14 protein-coding genes are annotated in these 14862 nt (G+C 66.7%); 6 read left to right on the top strand and 8 right to left on the bottom strand.

All coding sequences use genetic code 11. The features are described from left to right. Window positions 1-17: 17 nt before the first annotated feature. Complete coding sequence (locus GTP41_RS14410) at window positions 18-512, top strand: GAF domain-containing protein (protein WP_161026261.1); 495 nt, start codon at window positions 18-20, stop codon at window positions 510-512. After that, window positions 505-888: a DNA-binding transcriptional response regulator gene (locus GTP41_RS14405; protein ID WP_161026260.1), complete on the top strand. Its 384-nt coding sequence runs from the start codon at window positions 505-507 to the stop codon at window positions 886-888. The genes GTP41_RS14410 and GTP41_RS14405 overlap by 8 nt, the downstream gene beginning before the upstream one ends. Here GTP41_RS14405 and GTP41_RS14400 read toward each other — a convergent pair. Genes GTP41_RS14400 through GTP41_RS14390 form a run of 3 tightly spaced genes read right to left on the bottom strand, consistent with a single transcriptional unit; the run spans window position 866 to window position 5617 of the window. Then, entirely contained in the window at window positions 866-4111 is a 3246-nt protein-coding gene (locus GTP41_RS14400; RefSeq protein ID WP_161026259.1) for an EAL domain-containing protein, read from the bottom strand. The genes GTP41_RS14405 and GTP41_RS14400 overlap by 23 nt on opposite strands. Before the next feature lie 19 nt (window positions 4112-4130). Continuing rightward, entirely contained in the window at window positions 4131-5009 is an 879-nt protein-coding gene (locus GTP41_RS14395) for a pyridoxamine 5'-phosphate oxidase family protein (RefSeq protein ID WP_161026258.1), read from the bottom strand. Beyond that, window positions 5006-5617, bottom strand: coding sequence for a glutathione S-transferase family protein (locus GTP41_RS14390; RefSeq protein WP_161026257.1), 612 nt, complete (start codon window positions 5615-5617; stop codon window positions 5006-5008). The genes GTP41_RS14395 and GTP41_RS14390 overlap by 4 nt, the downstream gene beginning before the upstream one ends. Before the next feature lie 382 nt (window positions 5618-5999). On the opposite strand from GTP41_RS14390, the gene GTP41_RS14385 reads away from it, so the two are divergent. Beyond that, on the top strand, window positions 6000-6698 hold the full coding sequence (locus GTP41_RS14385) for a PilZ domain-containing protein (protein WP_229502863.1): 699 nt from the start codon (window positions 6000-6002) through the stop codon (window positions 6696-6698). Between the two features lie 3 nt (window positions 6699-6701). Here the strand turns inward: GTP41_RS14385 and GTP41_RS14380 are convergent, their stop codons facing one another. The 3 genes from GTP41_RS14380 to GTP41_RS14370 are packed head-to-tail and all read right to left on the bottom strand — an operon-like array spanning window position 6702 to window position 9891. Next, window positions 6702-7856, bottom strand: a complete 1155-nt coding sequence (locus tag GTP41_RS14380; protein ID WP_161026255.1) for an esterase-like activity of phytase family protein — start codon at window positions 7854-7856, stop codon at window positions 6702-6704. Continuing rightward, window positions 7853-9154, bottom strand: a complete 1302-nt coding sequence (locus GTP41_RS14375) for a DUF3422 family protein (RefSeq protein WP_161026254.1) — start codon at window positions 9152-9154, stop codon at window positions 7853-7855. The genes GTP41_RS14380 and GTP41_RS14375 overlap by 4 nt, the downstream gene beginning before the upstream one ends. Window positions 9155-9204: 50 nt before the next feature. Then, window positions 9205-9891: an aldose epimerase family protein gene (locus GTP41_RS14370; protein ID WP_161026253.1), complete on the bottom strand. Its 687-nt coding sequence runs from the start codon at window positions 9889-9891 to the stop codon at window positions 9205-9207. 118 nt (window positions 9892-10009) lie between these two features. Here GTP41_RS14370 and GTP41_RS14365 point away from each other — a divergent pair, with 118 nt between their 5' ends. Continuing rightward, window positions 10010-11116 carry a L,D-transpeptidase Cds6 family protein gene (locus tag GTP41_RS14365; protein ID WP_161026252.1) on the top strand — a complete coding sequence of 369 codons (1107 nt, stop codon included), beginning with the start codon at window positions 10010-10012 and terminating at the stop codon, window positions 11114-11116. A 2-nt stretch (window positions 11117-11118) separates the two neighbouring features. Then, window positions 11119-12309, top strand: a complete 1191-nt coding sequence (locus GTP41_RS14360) for a L,D-transpeptidase family protein (RefSeq protein WP_371867357.1) — start codon at window positions 11119-11121, stop codon at window positions 12307-12309. Here GTP41_RS14360 and GTP41_RS14355 read toward each other — a convergent pair whose 3' ends face one another. Next, window positions 12310-12654 carry an EF-hand domain-containing protein gene (locus tag GTP41_RS14355; RefSeq protein ID WP_161026251.1) on the bottom strand — a complete coding sequence of 115 codons (345 nt, stop codon included), beginning with the start codon at window positions 12652-12654 and terminating at the stop codon, window positions 12310-12312. It abuts the gene before it with no gap. Window positions 12655-12665: 11 nt separating this feature from the next. Then, complete coding sequence (locus GTP41_RS14350) at window positions 12666-14225, bottom strand: S10 family peptidase (protein WP_161026250.1); 1560 nt, start codon at window positions 14223-14225, stop codon at window positions 12666-12668. A gap of 67 nt (window positions 14226-14292) precedes the next feature. Between GTP41_RS14350 and GTP41_RS14345 the strand changes: the two genes are divergently transcribed. Continuing rightward, window positions 14293-14862 carry a CPBP family intramembrane glutamic endopeptidase gene (locus GTP41_RS14345; RefSeq protein ID WP_161026249.1) on the top strand — a complete coding sequence of 190 codons (570 nt, stop codon included), beginning with the start codon at window positions 14293-14295 and terminating at the stop codon, window positions 14860-14862.

The following is a 14862-nucleotide window of genomic DNA, read 5'->3' as shown; positions in this document are numbered from 1 at the left end:
GCTACAGTACCCAAACCATGATGCCCGCACCCACGCCCCCGAACGAAGCGGAACGCCTGGCGGCCCTGTACGCCCTGCTGCTGCTCGACACCCCGCCGGAACAGCGCTTCGACAAGATCGTTGAATTCGCGGCCCAGGAATTCGACGTGCCCATCGCCCTGATCTCCCTGCTCGACACCGACCGCCAATGGTTCAAGGCGGCCATCGGCATGGGCAGCACCTGCGAAACGGGGCGCGACATTTCCTTCTGCGGCCACGCCATCCTGCGCGCCGAGATCTTTGTGGTGGAAGACGCCCGGCTCGACCCGCGTTTCGCCGACAACCCGCTGGTGACCGGGCCGCCCCACATCCGCTTTTACGCCGGCGCCCCGCTGCTCCTGGCCAACGGCTATGCCTTGGGCACGATCTGCATCATCGATACCCGCCCACGCCAGCTCGATGACATCGAGATGGCGATCCTGTCCACCTTGCGCAGCCTGGTCATCCAGGAGCTGGAGGCCAGGCATGCCTGAGCTGAAACAAATGCTCCTGGTCGAGCCGGAAAGCATGCTGCGGCGGACCGTGGCCCTGACCGCCCGTTCGCTCGGCGTGGCCGAAGTGCAGGAAGCCGCCAGCACCGCGCTGGCGCGGCAGATGCTGAACCAGCAGCCTTACCACGGCGCCCTGATCGCCATCGACACCGGCGACGCCTTCGACCTGTCGCTGCTGGACCAGGTGCGCCTGGGGCGCAGCGCCAGCAACGCCCAAATCCCGCTGGCCGTGCTGGCCGGCCGCTGCGACGACACGCTGCTGGCGGCCTTGCGCGAACGCGGCGTGAAACAGGTGGTGCTCAAGCCGTTCCGCGCGCGCACCCTGCTGGATGCTTTCAACGTGCTGTCGCAGGGCTAGACGCGTGCAGTAACTCGTAGTAGCGGAAAGCTTCGCGGATATTCTCGCGCAGGGCCTGGTCGTCCCACGGTTTGGTGTAGAAGCGGTAGATCTCGCCGCGGTTGATGGCGCCCAGCACCGACTCCAGCTCCGCATAGCCGGACAGGATAATGCGCACCGTTCCCGGATACAGCTTGCGCACACGGCTCAGGAATTCGGTGCCGCTCATCTCCGGCATGCGCTGATCGCTCATCACCACCTGCACATCGTGCGTGGCCAGGTGGGTAAACGCTTCCTGCGCAGTGTGCGCCAGCAGGATGCGGTAGCCATCGCGCCGCAGCAGACGCACCAGGGACGACAGCACGTTCGGTTCATCGTCCAGCAGCAGCAAGGTGCCCAGGGATGGCTCGCCCGGCTGCAAGGCCGGCTGGCGCGCCTGCCCTTGCGCCAGCAGGGCGGCGAATTCCTCCGGCAGGATCGGCTTGCTCAGGTGGTAGCCCTGCGCCTCGTCGCAGTGGTAGCGCTGCAGGTAGGCCAACTGGCCCTCCGTCTCCACCCCTTCCGCGACGACGCGGAAATCCAGGCTGTGCCCGAGCGAAATCACGGAGCGCACGATCGCCGCCATCGTCGGGTCGCCCAGCATGTCGCGCACAAAGGACTGGTCGATCTTGAGGAAGTCGATCGGGAACAGCTTGAGGTAGGCCAGGCTGGAGTAACCGGTGCCGAAGTCGTCGATCGACAGCCCGACCCCGACTTTCTTCAGGCGCTGCACGGTGGCCACCGCCTCGTCGGCATCCTGCATCATCATGCTCTCGGTCAGCTCCAGCTCCAGGTACTGCGCCTGCAGGCCGGTGCTATGCAGGGCCGCCACCACCTCGTCCGCCAGCGCCTTGTCGCGGAACTGGCGCGCCGACACATTCACCGCCACCCGCAGCGGCGGCAGGCCGGCGTCCTGCCACGCCTTGTTCTGGGCGCAGGCGGTCTGGATCACCCAGCGCCCCAGCTCCACGATCAGGCCGGTCTCCTCCGCCACGCCGATAAAGCGCCCCGGCGCCACCAGGCCCAGGGTCGGGTGGCGCCAGCGCAGCAAGGCCTCGACGCCGGAGATTTCACCGGTGGCCACGTGCACCTTGGGCTGGTACACCAGGAACATCTCGTTGCGCGCCAGGGCGCCGCGCAACTCGCCCTCGATGGCGGCCCGCTCCACGATGCGCGCATGCATGGCGGGCTCGTAGAACTGCACCTGGTTGCGGCCGCCCTCCTTGGCGCGGTACATGGCGATATCAGCGTAGCGCATCAGCAGCTGCGGGTCGGTGCTGTCGGCCGGATACAGCGCCACGCCCATGCTGCAGCTGACCGTCTGCTGCTGCCCGGCCAGCAACAGCGGCGCCGCCACGCTGTCCAGGATTTTGCGCAGCACCGTTTGCGAGGGCGTCGCCGCATTCCCGTCCAGCAGCACCAGCACGAATTCGTCGCCGCCCATGCGCGCCACGGTATCGGTGTCGCGCACGCATTCGCGCAGGCGGCGCGCCACGCTGCGCAGCAGCTCGTCGCCCGCGCCATGGCCCATGTTGTCGTTCACCAGCTTAAAGTTGTCCAGGTCGAGGAACACCACCCACACCGTGTGGCCATAGCGCTGCGCGTAGCTGATGGCCTGCGCCAGGCGGTCGCTGCACAGGTTGCGGTTGGGCAGTCCCGTCAGCGCGTCGTGGCTGGCCTGGTATTCGAGCTGCGCCTGGTACTTCATGGTGGACGTCATGTCGGTCAGCACGCAGACGCGGTGGCTGTGCGAACCCTGGCTGCCGCCCACCGGCGCCACGTGCAGCTGCGCCCACCAGGAACTGCCGTCGCGGTGCTGGCCCTCCAACATCAGCTGCACCTCGCTTTGCGCATGCACCGCCGCATGCAGGGCGGCGCGGGCGGCTTCGCCGTCCTGCCCGGCCAGCACGGTTTCCAGGCTGCGCCCGGACAGCTCCTGCAGCGGGTGCCCGGTCAGCTCGGCCAGCGCGGGATTGGCATACTCGATAGCGTCGCTGCCGTCGCAGATGGCGGTAATGGCAATGGCGTTGTTGCTCGACTCCAGGGCGCGGTTATGCAGCTGCAGCATCAGTTCCACCTGCTTGCGCTCGGTGATGTCCTCGATGGTGCCAAGCAGGCCGATGGTCTTGCCGGCCTGGTCGTGCAGCGGCAGCTTGTTGATCAGGAACCAGTGCACGCTGCCATCGGCGAACAGCAGGTGGTCTTCGCGGTTCAGGCGCGGCGTGCCATGGCGCAGGATCTCGGTATCGTCGGCGCGGATGCGCTGCGCGTTATGCGCCCAGGGAAAGTCGAAGTCGCTCTTGCCCACCACCTCGCACTGGCTGGCCAGGCCGGCGGCGCGCAGGAAGACGTCGTTGCAGCCGCGGTATTGCAGGTCCATATCCTTCCAGAAGATCTGGTGCGGGATATGGTCGACCACCAGCCGCGTCATCTCCTGCGATTCGTGCAGCGCTTTCTCAATGCGCAGGCGGTCCGTCACGTCATGCGCCACGACGAAGCGCGCCCGGTGCGCGGCCAGCATCAGCGGGTGCGAGGAAATCTCCACCCGCAGCAGGCGCCCGTCCTTGCGCCGATGGGTCCAGGCGCCCGATTGCTGCGGCCCCGCCCCCGCTGTCGCCGCCAGGTCGGCGTGCAGGCGCGCCAGCTCCTGCGGCGGGCGGATATCCTCGATGGTCATCGCCAGGAATTCTTCTTCGCTGTAGCGGTACACCTCGGTGGCGGCGCGGTTCACCACCAGGAAGCGCAGCGTCTCCAGGTCGTATACCCACATTGGATGCGGGTGCTGGTCGAACAGGCGCTTGAAGCGCAGGCGCGAGCCATACGAATCGGCTTCCGGCAAAGGTGTGACGATGCAACGGAAGCACTCCGGCTGATCATCGTGCCCGGCATAATATTCCAGCGCCAGCGACACCGGGGCGCCATCGCCTTGCGTTTCGCGCAGCGCCAGCTCGCCGCGCCAGACGCCGCGCCGCATGGCTTCGGGAATGGCGTCGTCGCGCAGCTCCACCGCAGCCCAGCTGCGGAACAGGGCGAAAGCCTGGCCGCCGGCGCCGAGTTCCCGCTCAATGCGGCGCGCATGGGCATTCGCCGCAAGCAGTGTGCCCTTGGCGTCCATCATAAAAGCCAGGTAGGGGCTGTGCTCATACACGGCGGTAAAAGCATCCAGCCTGGTCCTGCCCGGCGCAGCGGGGAAAGCCCTGTCCATGCGTGGCATGGTAGCAGAGTTACGCCGCCTGCAGCGCCCACCTCAGAGGCAAGGCATCCTCGCGCCACACGATCTCGCGCGGGGTGAATTCCCAGTGCCGTTCCGGCCCGTCCAGCACCACGCGCGCGTCGCCGCTCATTTGCAGCAGGCCGCCGCTGTCAAAGTCCGGGAACACCAGCCCGGCCTTACCATTCAGCAGGATATTGCCCAGCGTGGAAAAGAAGCGGTTGCCCTCGTAGTCCGGCACCACCAGCGTGCCATCGCGCCCGATGCGCACAAAGCCCGGCGGCCCGCCACGGTGCGACACATCGACCCGCATCGCCTCGCCCTCGCCCGAATACGTCGCGACGAAGAACGTGCCCGCGCGTCCAACCAGGTCGCGCGCCAGCGCGTCGAATTGCGGCAGGCGGCGCGCCGGCAAGCCGGAAGGCTCGCCCGGCTGGCGCTCGAAGCGGTAGTCGCGCACATGGATGTACTGCGGGCAGTTGCCGAACGACTCGCCCACGCCGATCTCAAAGCGCCCCTCGTCCAGCGCGCGCAGGCGCCCGTTCAGGCGGTTGCGGCGGCGCGTGTGCAGCTCGATCCCCAGCATGCCGACCGCCGCGCCGTCGCGCAGGCCGGCCTGGGCCGGATCGTCCGGCTGCGGCGGCAGCTCCACCACCAGGCTTTGCGGTTGCGGCGAATGCATGAAGCCCTCCTCCCCGGCACGCAGCGTGGCCCACGGCCGTCCCGCGCTATCGACCGTGCCGAACACCGCGAACGGCAGCCGGGCGAAAAAGTCGCGGTGCTGGTCCGGCATGTAGTTGCGGATCACCTTGCGGCCGATTTCGTCCATGCGGGCGGCGACGCCCAGCGTGTCCTGCAGCGCGATTTCGCCTGCGTGCCAGGGCCCGTTCATGCTGCCAACCCCACCGGCGTTTTGATGAAGGGCTGGAAGCGCGGCAGCGCTTCGACGCGCGCCAGCCACGCTGTCACATGACCGTACGGCGCCAGGTCCACATTGCCTTCCGGCGCGCGTGCGATGTAGCTGTACAGCGCCACGTCGGCGATGGTCGGCCAGCCGGCGGCAATCCATTCGCTGTGCGCCAGCGCGCTGTCGATCAGGCCCAGGATGCGGTGGGCGCGCGCGATGGCGTCGGCCGGGTCGGCCGGTTTCTTGAACAGCTTGATGATGCGCGCCGTGGCCGGGCCGCTGGCGATTTCGCCCGCCGCCACGGACAGCCAGCGCTGCACATTGGCCGCGCCCACCGGATCCTGCGGCAGCCAGTTCGAATTGCCATAGCGCGCCGCCAGGTAGACCAGGATGGCGTTGGAGTCGGCGATGACCGTGCCCTGGTCTTCCAGCACCGGCACCTGGCCGAAGGGGTTCAGTTGCAGGAAGGCTTCGCTCTTCTGCTCGGCCTTCATCAGATCCACCTCCACCAGCTCGAAGTCCAGGCCCAGCAGGGACAGGAACAGGTGGGCGCGGTGGGCGTGGCCGGAAATGGGGTGGTAGTACAGCTTCATGGGGATCTCCTTGTTCATTGAGTGATGACAGTGTGATCCATGCTGCGAATATTGAGAATCACCGCCGGCGGCAATAAACCATTCCACTAAGTGGAATAAAGCCCACGGCGCGTGCGGCCTTTTTACCACACCGGATTGATGAACAATTCGACAATTAAAATTCCAGTAGTTTCACTCGGGCGGGGCCGCGCCGGCGTCCCGCAACCAGGCCGGTTTCGAGAGCACTTCCTACATTACTAAAATACAAATTACTTTGCCGACCAGCAATCCAGTCACTATCATGATGATCTGAAGACCCAAACAACGTCTGAACACCATGCTGCTGAATGAACCTATTGCCGCCGGTATCCGAAAGGGACCGCCACGGCCGCAAGACGCGATATTGCCGTTCCCGCCCACATCCACCTCGTACGATATGACGACCGAGGACGATATCGGGGATGCCCTGACCCTGCTGGCCGAAAACGGCGATGCGATTTCCATGTACGCGCCGGGAAGCCGCGAACCCGTGCTGGGACGGATCTTGTCGGTCGATCCCGAGCTGCCGCACTTCGTGATGCAACTGAACGAAGGGGAAACCCTGCCGTCGGGCGACATCACCTTTGTCGCCTGCCTGCGCACGGCCAAGCTGCAGTTCCGCCTGTCCGGCAGCTGGAAAAGCACGCCCGGCCAAGCGCAGCTGGTGCCAATGGTGTTCCCGGAAACCTGCGCGGTGCTGAACCGCCGCAACTCGGTGCGCGTGGAGTCGCCGCTGGGCGCCAACTTCACGGCGGCTTTCGTCATGAACGGCACGCCCTTCGAGTTGCCGGTGTACGACTTCGCGCACGGCGGCATTGGCCTGCGCTGCTCGCGCGGCGACGCCAAAGGGCTGCTCAAGGGCCGCAAGCTGCGCGATATCGTGCTGGAACTGGGCGACGCGGAACCGGTCTTTGTGGCCGAGATGGAAATCCGCGCGACGCGCTCCTACCGCTCCTTCCTGCTCGGCGAGCAGCTGCACATCGGCTGCCAGTTCACCAGCATGACGCCGGAAGCGGTGGAACAGGTCGGCAGCCTGATGGCGCGCATCAGCGCCAAGCGCTAACCGTTACGGCAGCACTTCGAACAGCAGGAACTGGCTCACCTGGCTCTTGCCGAAATTGTCGTCGCTCGCCAGCACCAGGGTGGCGTGGCCGTTCGGCAGGCGCGGGCCCCAGGCCATCGCCTCCAGGTTGTCGACGCGCGGCAGGCCGAGCGTGCCCAAGTCCAGCACCAGCCGTTTGCGCGCCGGCGTATAGCTGGCGCCGGCCAGCGCCGGCAGCGCCTTCACATCGCTCGCCGCGCGCGCATCCGTCGCGTACAGGCGGATGTAATTGACGTGGCGGCCATCCGCGCCCTGCACCGTCGCGCGCTCCAGCACCAGCAGCTCGCCGTCCGCCATGACGAGGATTTCCGAGACGCCGTTTTCGGCCATTTTGCCTGGCAGCGACGGCGCGGGAATCGCGTCCAGCTGGTAGGCGAACTGGCGCAACACGCTGCCGTCGCGCCCGAACTGCGTCATGCGCAGCGGGGCGCCCTGCTGCGAAGTGGGCAGCGGTCCGTCGGCATACAGCGGCCATTCGTTCGACGCCCACAGGCTGTCGCCGCCGGGCGCGAAGGCGATCCCTTCAAACGTGGCGTTATAGCGCGAGCCGCGCTCCTCTTCTTTATGCACGCGGAACGCCTCGGGCAAGGGCAGCAGGCCCACGCGCCGGCCGTCGCGCGTGGCGTGGGCGATGAAGGGATCGAGGCCGTAACGGCGGTCGCCTTCGCTGCCGAACCAGATGCTGCCGTCGCGCGGGTCGATGCGGATCGCCTCCACATCGATACTGCCGCAACCGCCCTTGGCTGCGGAATAGTCTTTGCCTTCCCCATCGCGGAAATAGCGCACGCCGACGAAGCGAATGGCGTGGAATGCCTGCGCATCGAACTCCAGATGGGCCTCGTAGAAGCGCGCCGCATTGTGCGTGCAGCGGTCATCCGAGGCGACCAGCCAACGGCCGCGCGCGGCGTCGTAATCAAGCCCGGAAAAGCCGCCCAGCATGGTGCCCTCGTACAGCGCCTGGTGCGCCACGCGCTGCTCGCCGATAAAGCGCAAGCCGGACACGCTCGTCGCCAACGCCGCCGCGCGCGGCGACGAAGGCTGCGGCGCGCTGCAGCCGGCCAGCACCATGCCCAGCGCCAGCGCCGCCAACGCGCCTGTCGTGCGGATGCCGCGCTTCATGCCTGGTGCAGCCGCTTGTGCATGCAGCGCAAGCCGATCCAGACCGCCAGCGCAACGACCGGCACCATCACGCCCATCAGCAATTCGGGATTGCCGACCCAGCCCAGCGCCTTGGCGCCCTTGGCGGTATAGCCGACCAGCCCCACCAGGTAATAGGAGATCGCCGCCACCGACAGGCCCTCGACCGCCTGCTGCAAGCGCAGTTGCTGCGCGGCGCGCGCATTCATCGACTGCAGGATCTTGCGGTTCTGCGCCTCCTGCACGATGCCCACGCGCGTGCGCAGCAGGTCGTTGCAGTTGGCGATGCGCCCGGCCAGCGCCTGCTGGCGCGCGGCGACCGCCTCGCAGGTCTTCATGGCCGGTTCCAGGCGGCGCTCCATGAATTCCTCCACGGTAGGCGCGCCTTCAATGCGCAGCTCGCGCAGCTCCTCGATGCGCGCATTGACCAGCCCGAAATAGGCTTTGGCGGCGGCGAAACGGTAGCTGGTGTCGGCCGAGACTTTTTCGATGCGCGCGGCCAGGTGGGTAATGCGGTCCAGCAGCTTCTGCTCGATGGAGCCGTCATCCAGCTTGCCATCCGCCTCCACCAGCGCGCCGGCCAGGGCGGCCAGCTCCGCCTCCACCGCATTCAGCTCCGGCACCGCGGTGTGGGCCAGCGGCAAAGCCAACAAGGCCATCATGCGGTAGGTTTCAATTTCAAGCACGCGCTGCACCAGGCGCCCGGCCTGCTGCTCGTGCATGACCGTATCGCAGATGACAAAGCGGCTGAAGCCATCGGCATGGATGGCAAAATCGGTCCACAGCTCGCCGCCGTTCATGACCTGGCTGCCCGCCAGCGGGGCGCCCTGGAACACGCGCTGCAGGCTGGCCGCGAAGGCGGCCTGGCTACCGCCGGGGCGCGCCAGCAGCACGTGCGACGCCACCAGCACCCTGCCCTGCAGCTCCAGCAGCCATTGCTCCGGCAGGTGGCGCGAGGGCATGCTGGCGAAGGCTGCTTCCGGCAGCGGCATGCTGGCCACGGATTCGGCGAAGGTGAAAGTGGCGAACTCGGTGTGCAGCTCCCACTTCAGGCGGAAGCGCCCAAAATCATGGCTGAAGTACTTCGCCCCCGCCGCCGGCGCGGTCACGCCGAAATGTCCGCACAGCCCGGCCAGCAATTCCTGCTGCCCATGCTCGCCGAGGATGGCGAAATGGGTCAGCACGGTCGGCGCCTCCAGCATCAGGAAGGGGCGCGAGTGGATTTCTGCCGCCAGCGGTATGCGCTGGGCATGGTTCAGGCTGGAGAACACAATACTCATGGGACGTGGCTCGGGAATGGCTGAGTCACGATAGTAACATTGTATTTACCTTATGTTTGTGCGCTGCAGCGAAAGGCGATCCAGCCAGCCGGCGCGGCCAGCACCGGCTCGATCTGCAGGGCCCCGGCCACCGCGCCGCACGCCAGGCGCAGGCTGGCCAGCGTGCCTTCCAGCACCAGCAGCCGCCCGCCCCCCGGGTCCTGCAGGCGCAAGGCCAGCGCGCCATCCGGCGCCGCCAGGTAGCGCGCGGCGCCGGCCAATTCCCCGACCGGGCGCGGCTGGCGGAAATCCCATGCCGTGCCCACCGCCTCCTGCTCATGGGCGCCGGCGGGCGCCACGCGCCCGGCTTGTACCGCGAGCAAGTGCCCCGGCACGCGCAGGGTGGCGACCAGGCAGAACGCCGCCGGCGCCTCGGCCGGCACTTCGCAGTGCAGCATCAGCGTTCCGGCATCGTCCAGCACATAGCGCGCCACCACGGCCGGCGTACCCGGGCTGACCAGGCGCACGCCCACGCTGCCGTCTGCCAGCAGCGGTACCGCATGCCAGGCTTGCCGGTGCAGCGCGCGGCCCGGCGCAGGCAACAAGTGGATGCCGTCATCGGGCTGGCCGCCATGCAGCACGTCGGCCAGTTGCCCGTGCCGGTCCGGCGCTTGCAGGCTCAGCAGCGCCGCGCCCTGGGTGCTGATTTTCACCGCCATGCCGCGCCGGTTACTGAGCGTGAAAATGCTCAATGGCATACCCTGCGCATTATGTCCAGCAGCCTCTTGTGTGATATTCAAGTCCATACCCTTAGTATATTCACGCTGCTGATCTTTGATAAAATTGGGTTTTATTTCCCGTCGGAAAAAATAATAAATGCAGCCTTTGCAATTTTCCTCCCGTTCCGCTCTGGCGCTAGGCGCCGCGCTGCTTTTGGCCTGTGCGCGCGCACAGGCTGACGAGGTTTCCGATATCAATAAAATGCTGCGTGGAGGGCAATTAGGCGCGGCTTTAGCCAAGGTTGATGTTGCTCTGTCGCAACGACCGAAAGACGCGCAATTGCGTTTTATAAAAGGCATGATTTTGTCCGAACAGGGCAAATCGGCCGATGCAATTACTGTTTTCCAAAAACTGACGGAAGATTATCCGGAGTTGCCGGAGCCTTATAACAACCTGGCGGTGCTGCATGCCTCGGCCGGCAATTACGATAAGGCGCGCATGGCCCTGGAACGCGCCATCCGCACCAACCCCACTTATGCCACCGCCCACGAGAACCTGGGCGACGTGTACGCCAAAATGGCGAGCCAGTCCTATGACAAGGCGATGCAGCTGCTGGATGCGAACCAGCCGGCCGCCCCCAAGTCCAAGCTGGCCATGGTGCGCACCTTGACACCGAAATCCGGCGCGCCGGCCGCGCCCGCGCTGGTGGCGGCTGCCCCCGGCCCGGCGCCGGTTTCTGCCCCTGCGCCGGTTGCTGCGCCCGCCCCTGCGCCAGTGGCGGCGGCGCCCAAGCCGCTCGCGCCCGCCCCGGCCCCGGCGCCAGCGGTACAATTGGCGAAGGCCGAGCCTAAGCCCGCACCGAAGCCCGAACCCAAGCCCGAGCCAAAGCCAGAACCTAAGCCCGAACCGAAGATCGCCGAGAGCGACGCCCCGGCGGTCAGCAAAGCGGTGGACGCCTGGGCCAAGGCCTGGAGCGCGCAGGATATGAAGGGCTACCTGAACGCCTACGGCAGCAATTTCCAGACGCCCAAGGGCCAGAACCGCAAAGCCTGGGAAGCCGACCGCACCGCCCGCATCCAGGGCAAGGGCCACATCAAGGTGACCATCGAGTCGCCGCACATCACCGTCAACGGCAACAGCGCGACCGTGAAATTCCGGCAGAAGTACGTGTCGGACCGCCTCAGCACCACCAGCCGCAAGACCCTGGTGCTGGAGAAGCAAGGCAAGCATTGGCTGATCAAGCAAGAGCAGTCGGGGAGCTGAGAGTGAAGTCCAGGCGAGTCATTACCGGAGCGGCAGCCGCGCTGCTGTGCGCAGCGAGCACCGTGCTCGCGCCGGCCGTCCAGGCGCGCACGCAGGATGCCGAGGTGATGCTGCTCCAAATCTACAAAGACCTGCGCGCCAGCCAGCTGCAGCAAGCCATGTCGAAGGCCGACGCGCTGGTGCAGGCCTACCCCAACTTCCGCGTCGGCCACATGATCCGCGGCGACCTGCTGCTGATGCACACCAAACCGGTGACCCAGCTCGGCGCCGGGCTGAACGCCCCGCCCGACAAGCTGAAAGACTTGCGCGACGAAGCGCGCGTGCGCCTGCAATCGCTGGTGGCGCGCCCCAATCCCGACCTGCTGCCGCGCTCCGTGCTGCAGCTGCGCAGCGACATGCGCCATGTGCTGGTGGTGGCGGCGGCGCAATCGCGCCTGTACGTCTACCAGAACGTCAACGGCCAGCTGCGCCTGGTGACCGACTACTACATCACCCAGGGCAAGCTGGGCGTCGACAAGTTCCGCGAAGGCGACCAGAAGACCCCGCTCGGCGTGTACTACATTACCGGCCGCGTCTCCGGCGCGCGCCTGCCCGACTTTTACGGCGCCAGCGCCCTGCGCATCAATTACCCGAACGAGTGGGACCGCCTGAACGGGCGCGGCGGCTCCGGCATCTTCCTGCACGGCACGCCGTCGGACAATTACAGCCGCCCGCCGCTGGCCTCCGACGGCTGCGTGGTGCTGACCAACGAAGACTTGCGCCGCCTGGAGGATTCGGTCGATATCGGCAAGACCCCGGTGGTGATCGCCGACCAGCAGGAATTCATCAGCAAGGCCAAATGGGACGCCGAGCGCAACACCGCCGCGCGCCTGGTGGACGCCTGGCGCGCCGATCTGGTGAGCGCCGACAGCCAGCGCCTGTTGAAGAACTACTCGGCCAAATTCAAATCGGCCGACGGCGAGAACCTGAAAACCTGGTTCGAGAAGGACCTGCGCCCGCTCGCCAGCGTGAACGGCCTGACTGTGGCGATCAGCGAAATGACCATCTTCCGCTACCCGAGCCGCGACGATATGCTGGTCAGCACCTTCACGCTCGAATCAAAGATCGGCAAGACCCGCTCCACCCAGCGCAAGCGCCAGTACTGGGCGCGCGAAGGCTCGGCCTGGAAGATTGTGTTCGAAAGCCTGATCTGATTATTTGCGGCGGCGCAGGAAGGCCTGCACCTCCGCAAACGTGACCGCGCCCTTGTGCGCGCTGTCGATCTCGGCGAAGTTCTTTTCCACATAACCCAAACCTGCCAGGCCGGCTTCCTGCCGCGTCAGGCTGCCGCTGTGGTCGGTATCCGCCTCGTCGAAACGCTGGCGCAGTCTGGACAAGGCCTGCGCCTTCAACTCGGCCCCGGCCAGCGGCGCCTCGCGCGACGGTATGCGCTGCGCCTTCGGCACGTACGGCTCGCTGCGCGGCAGCAGCGGCGCATCCTCCGCCGCCTGCGCCGTGAGCGCTGCCGCCGCCAGCGCGAAAATAATTGCTCGCTTCATGTGCATTTCCTTCACCTGCCCATCTGGTAAAAAGCCCCCAGGTCAGCCCGGGTTGCGCGGCGTGCCGCATTATCCAGGTAACCCATATGTCCGCTGTGATAATTGCGGAGCACGATATTCGGATTGGCGCCCAGCCGGGCCAGGTCCAGCTCGGTCTGGTAGAACGGCGTCGCCAGGTCATAGTAGCCGCTCAGCGACAGCACTTTCAAGGCCGGGTTCAGCGTCATGGCCGCGGCCAGGTCGGGCACCGTGTCCGGCACCGCCTTGCCATCGTGGCTGAAGTTCCAGCGCTCGATAAAGTCGTTGAACGGCAAGTAGGCCGAGCCCGCCGTGTAGCGCAGCGTATCGGCCAGGTAGCTGCGGATGCCGCTCACGAAGGCCTGGTTCACGGTTGCCAGCGAAGGGTCGCCGCCGCTGGCCAGCGGACTGCCCAGCGCCGCCGCCACGCGCGCATCGTAGCGCCCGGCCAGCATGGAAGCGGGCAGCACATTGCGCTGCACATAGTCAGGCCGCAAGTTCGGGTTCTGCTGCCAGTTCGCCGTGGCGATGCCGGTGTAGGCGTTCAGCTGCACCGCCACGGCCGGCGGCGGCGCCAGGCGCGCGGCGAGCCACGGCGTCATCGCCGAGCGATAAGCGCCGGCGGCGAAACTGCGCGCCTGCGCGATATAGGCGCTGAAATCGGTCGGCAGCGGATTGGCGCGCTGGTGGTAGGCGCCGATGGCGGCATACGTGGGCACATAGCCCTCGCAGCTCACTTCGCGCGGGCCGGGCTCGAACACGCCGCAATTGGCGTTGTAGTCCAGGATCGGCGCCTGCAGCACGATGCCGGCCAGGCGCGTGCCTGCCGTCTCCAGCAGCTTGGCCAGCACCGCAGTGCGCGGCCCGCCGTACGATTCGCCGAACAGGTACTTCGGCGAAGCCTGGCGGTTATTGGCGGCCACGTAGCGCTGCACGAAATCGCGTAGCGAGGCGGCGTCGCTGTCCACGCTCCAGAAGTCCTGGTTGCGGTTGGGCGCGATCGCCTGGGTGTAGCCGGTGCCGACGGCGTCCACGAACACCAGGTCGCTGATATCGAGCATGCTTTCAGCGTTATCGACGATCTGCGCCGGCGTGGCCAGCGCCGCATTGGACGGCTGGTCGGCCACCAGCCGCTTCGGCCCGTATGAGCCAAGGTGCAGCCAAAGCGAAGCCGAGCCGGGGCCGCCGTTGTAGAAGAAGGTCAGCGGCCGGTTGGCTGCGGGCTGGTTGTCCAGCGTGTAGGCGACATAAAAGAAGGACACCGTCGCCGCCCCGCTAACGGCATCGCGCGCGGTCAGGTGGCCGGTGGTGGCGGTATAGTCGTAGCGCGTACCGTTCAGCGTCAACTGGCTGCGCGCGGTGGCGCTGGCCTCGGTGGCCGCTGCCAGCGAGGCCGTGGCGGCGCCGCTGTAGATGGTGGCATCGGCCAGCGCGCCCGGCACCGTGGGCGGTGGCGGCGCCGCCGGCGCGGCGCTGTCGCCGCCGCCGCATGCGGCCAGCAACGCTGCCGCTAAAGCGGCAGGCGCAATCGGGCTCCCCAGCCAGCGCAACATCCTCGTCTCCTGTTATGCCTTGTTTTTCCCTATATTATAGTTATCGTTTTTATATTACCAGTGTCGAATGGAAAAATATTCGCTGCGTTCACAGCTGTTCAGTTGCGCCACCCTGGCCGCGCTTGGGCTCGTCATCATCCACTTCGCGCACCCGCAGCCCCTGGCCCAGGTCCTGCTGGCCGGCATGCCATGGCTTGACCAGCTCGCTCTGGGCGCGGCGCTGGGCTTGGCCATCGGCCTGGTGTCGGCCGTATCCAGCTTGCGCCAACCCTCGGCCGAGGCGGTGCAGCGCACCACGGCCAGTTATGCGCGGCTCGACCTCTCGGGCTGGAACCCGGCCTGGATTTCGCTGGGGGCGGGAATTTCGGAAGAACTGCTGTTTCGCGCGGCGCTGCAGCCGCTGATCGGCATTTGGGGCGCCAGCCTGCTGTTCCTGCTGGCCCATGCGCGCGCCTATGAATTCCACCGCATCGACCGCGCAGCCTTGCTGCAGGCGAGCGGCGTGCTCGGCATGGCGCTGGCCTTCGGCCTGGGCTTTGAGTATATCGGGCTGCTGGCGATGATGGTGGCGCACACCATCATCGACATTGTCGGCCTGCTCATCGTGCGGCGCCTGGCCGCCCGGCAGGGGCGCTGA

The sequence above is a fragment of the Pseudoduganella guangdongensis genome, from assembly GCF_009857475.1.
Taxonomy (GTDB): domain Bacteria; phylum Pseudomonadota; class Gammaproteobacteria; order Burkholderiales; family Burkholderiaceae_D; genus Rugamonas; species Rugamonas guangdongensis.
This window is presented reverse-complemented; position numbering and strand designations above follow the sequence as displayed.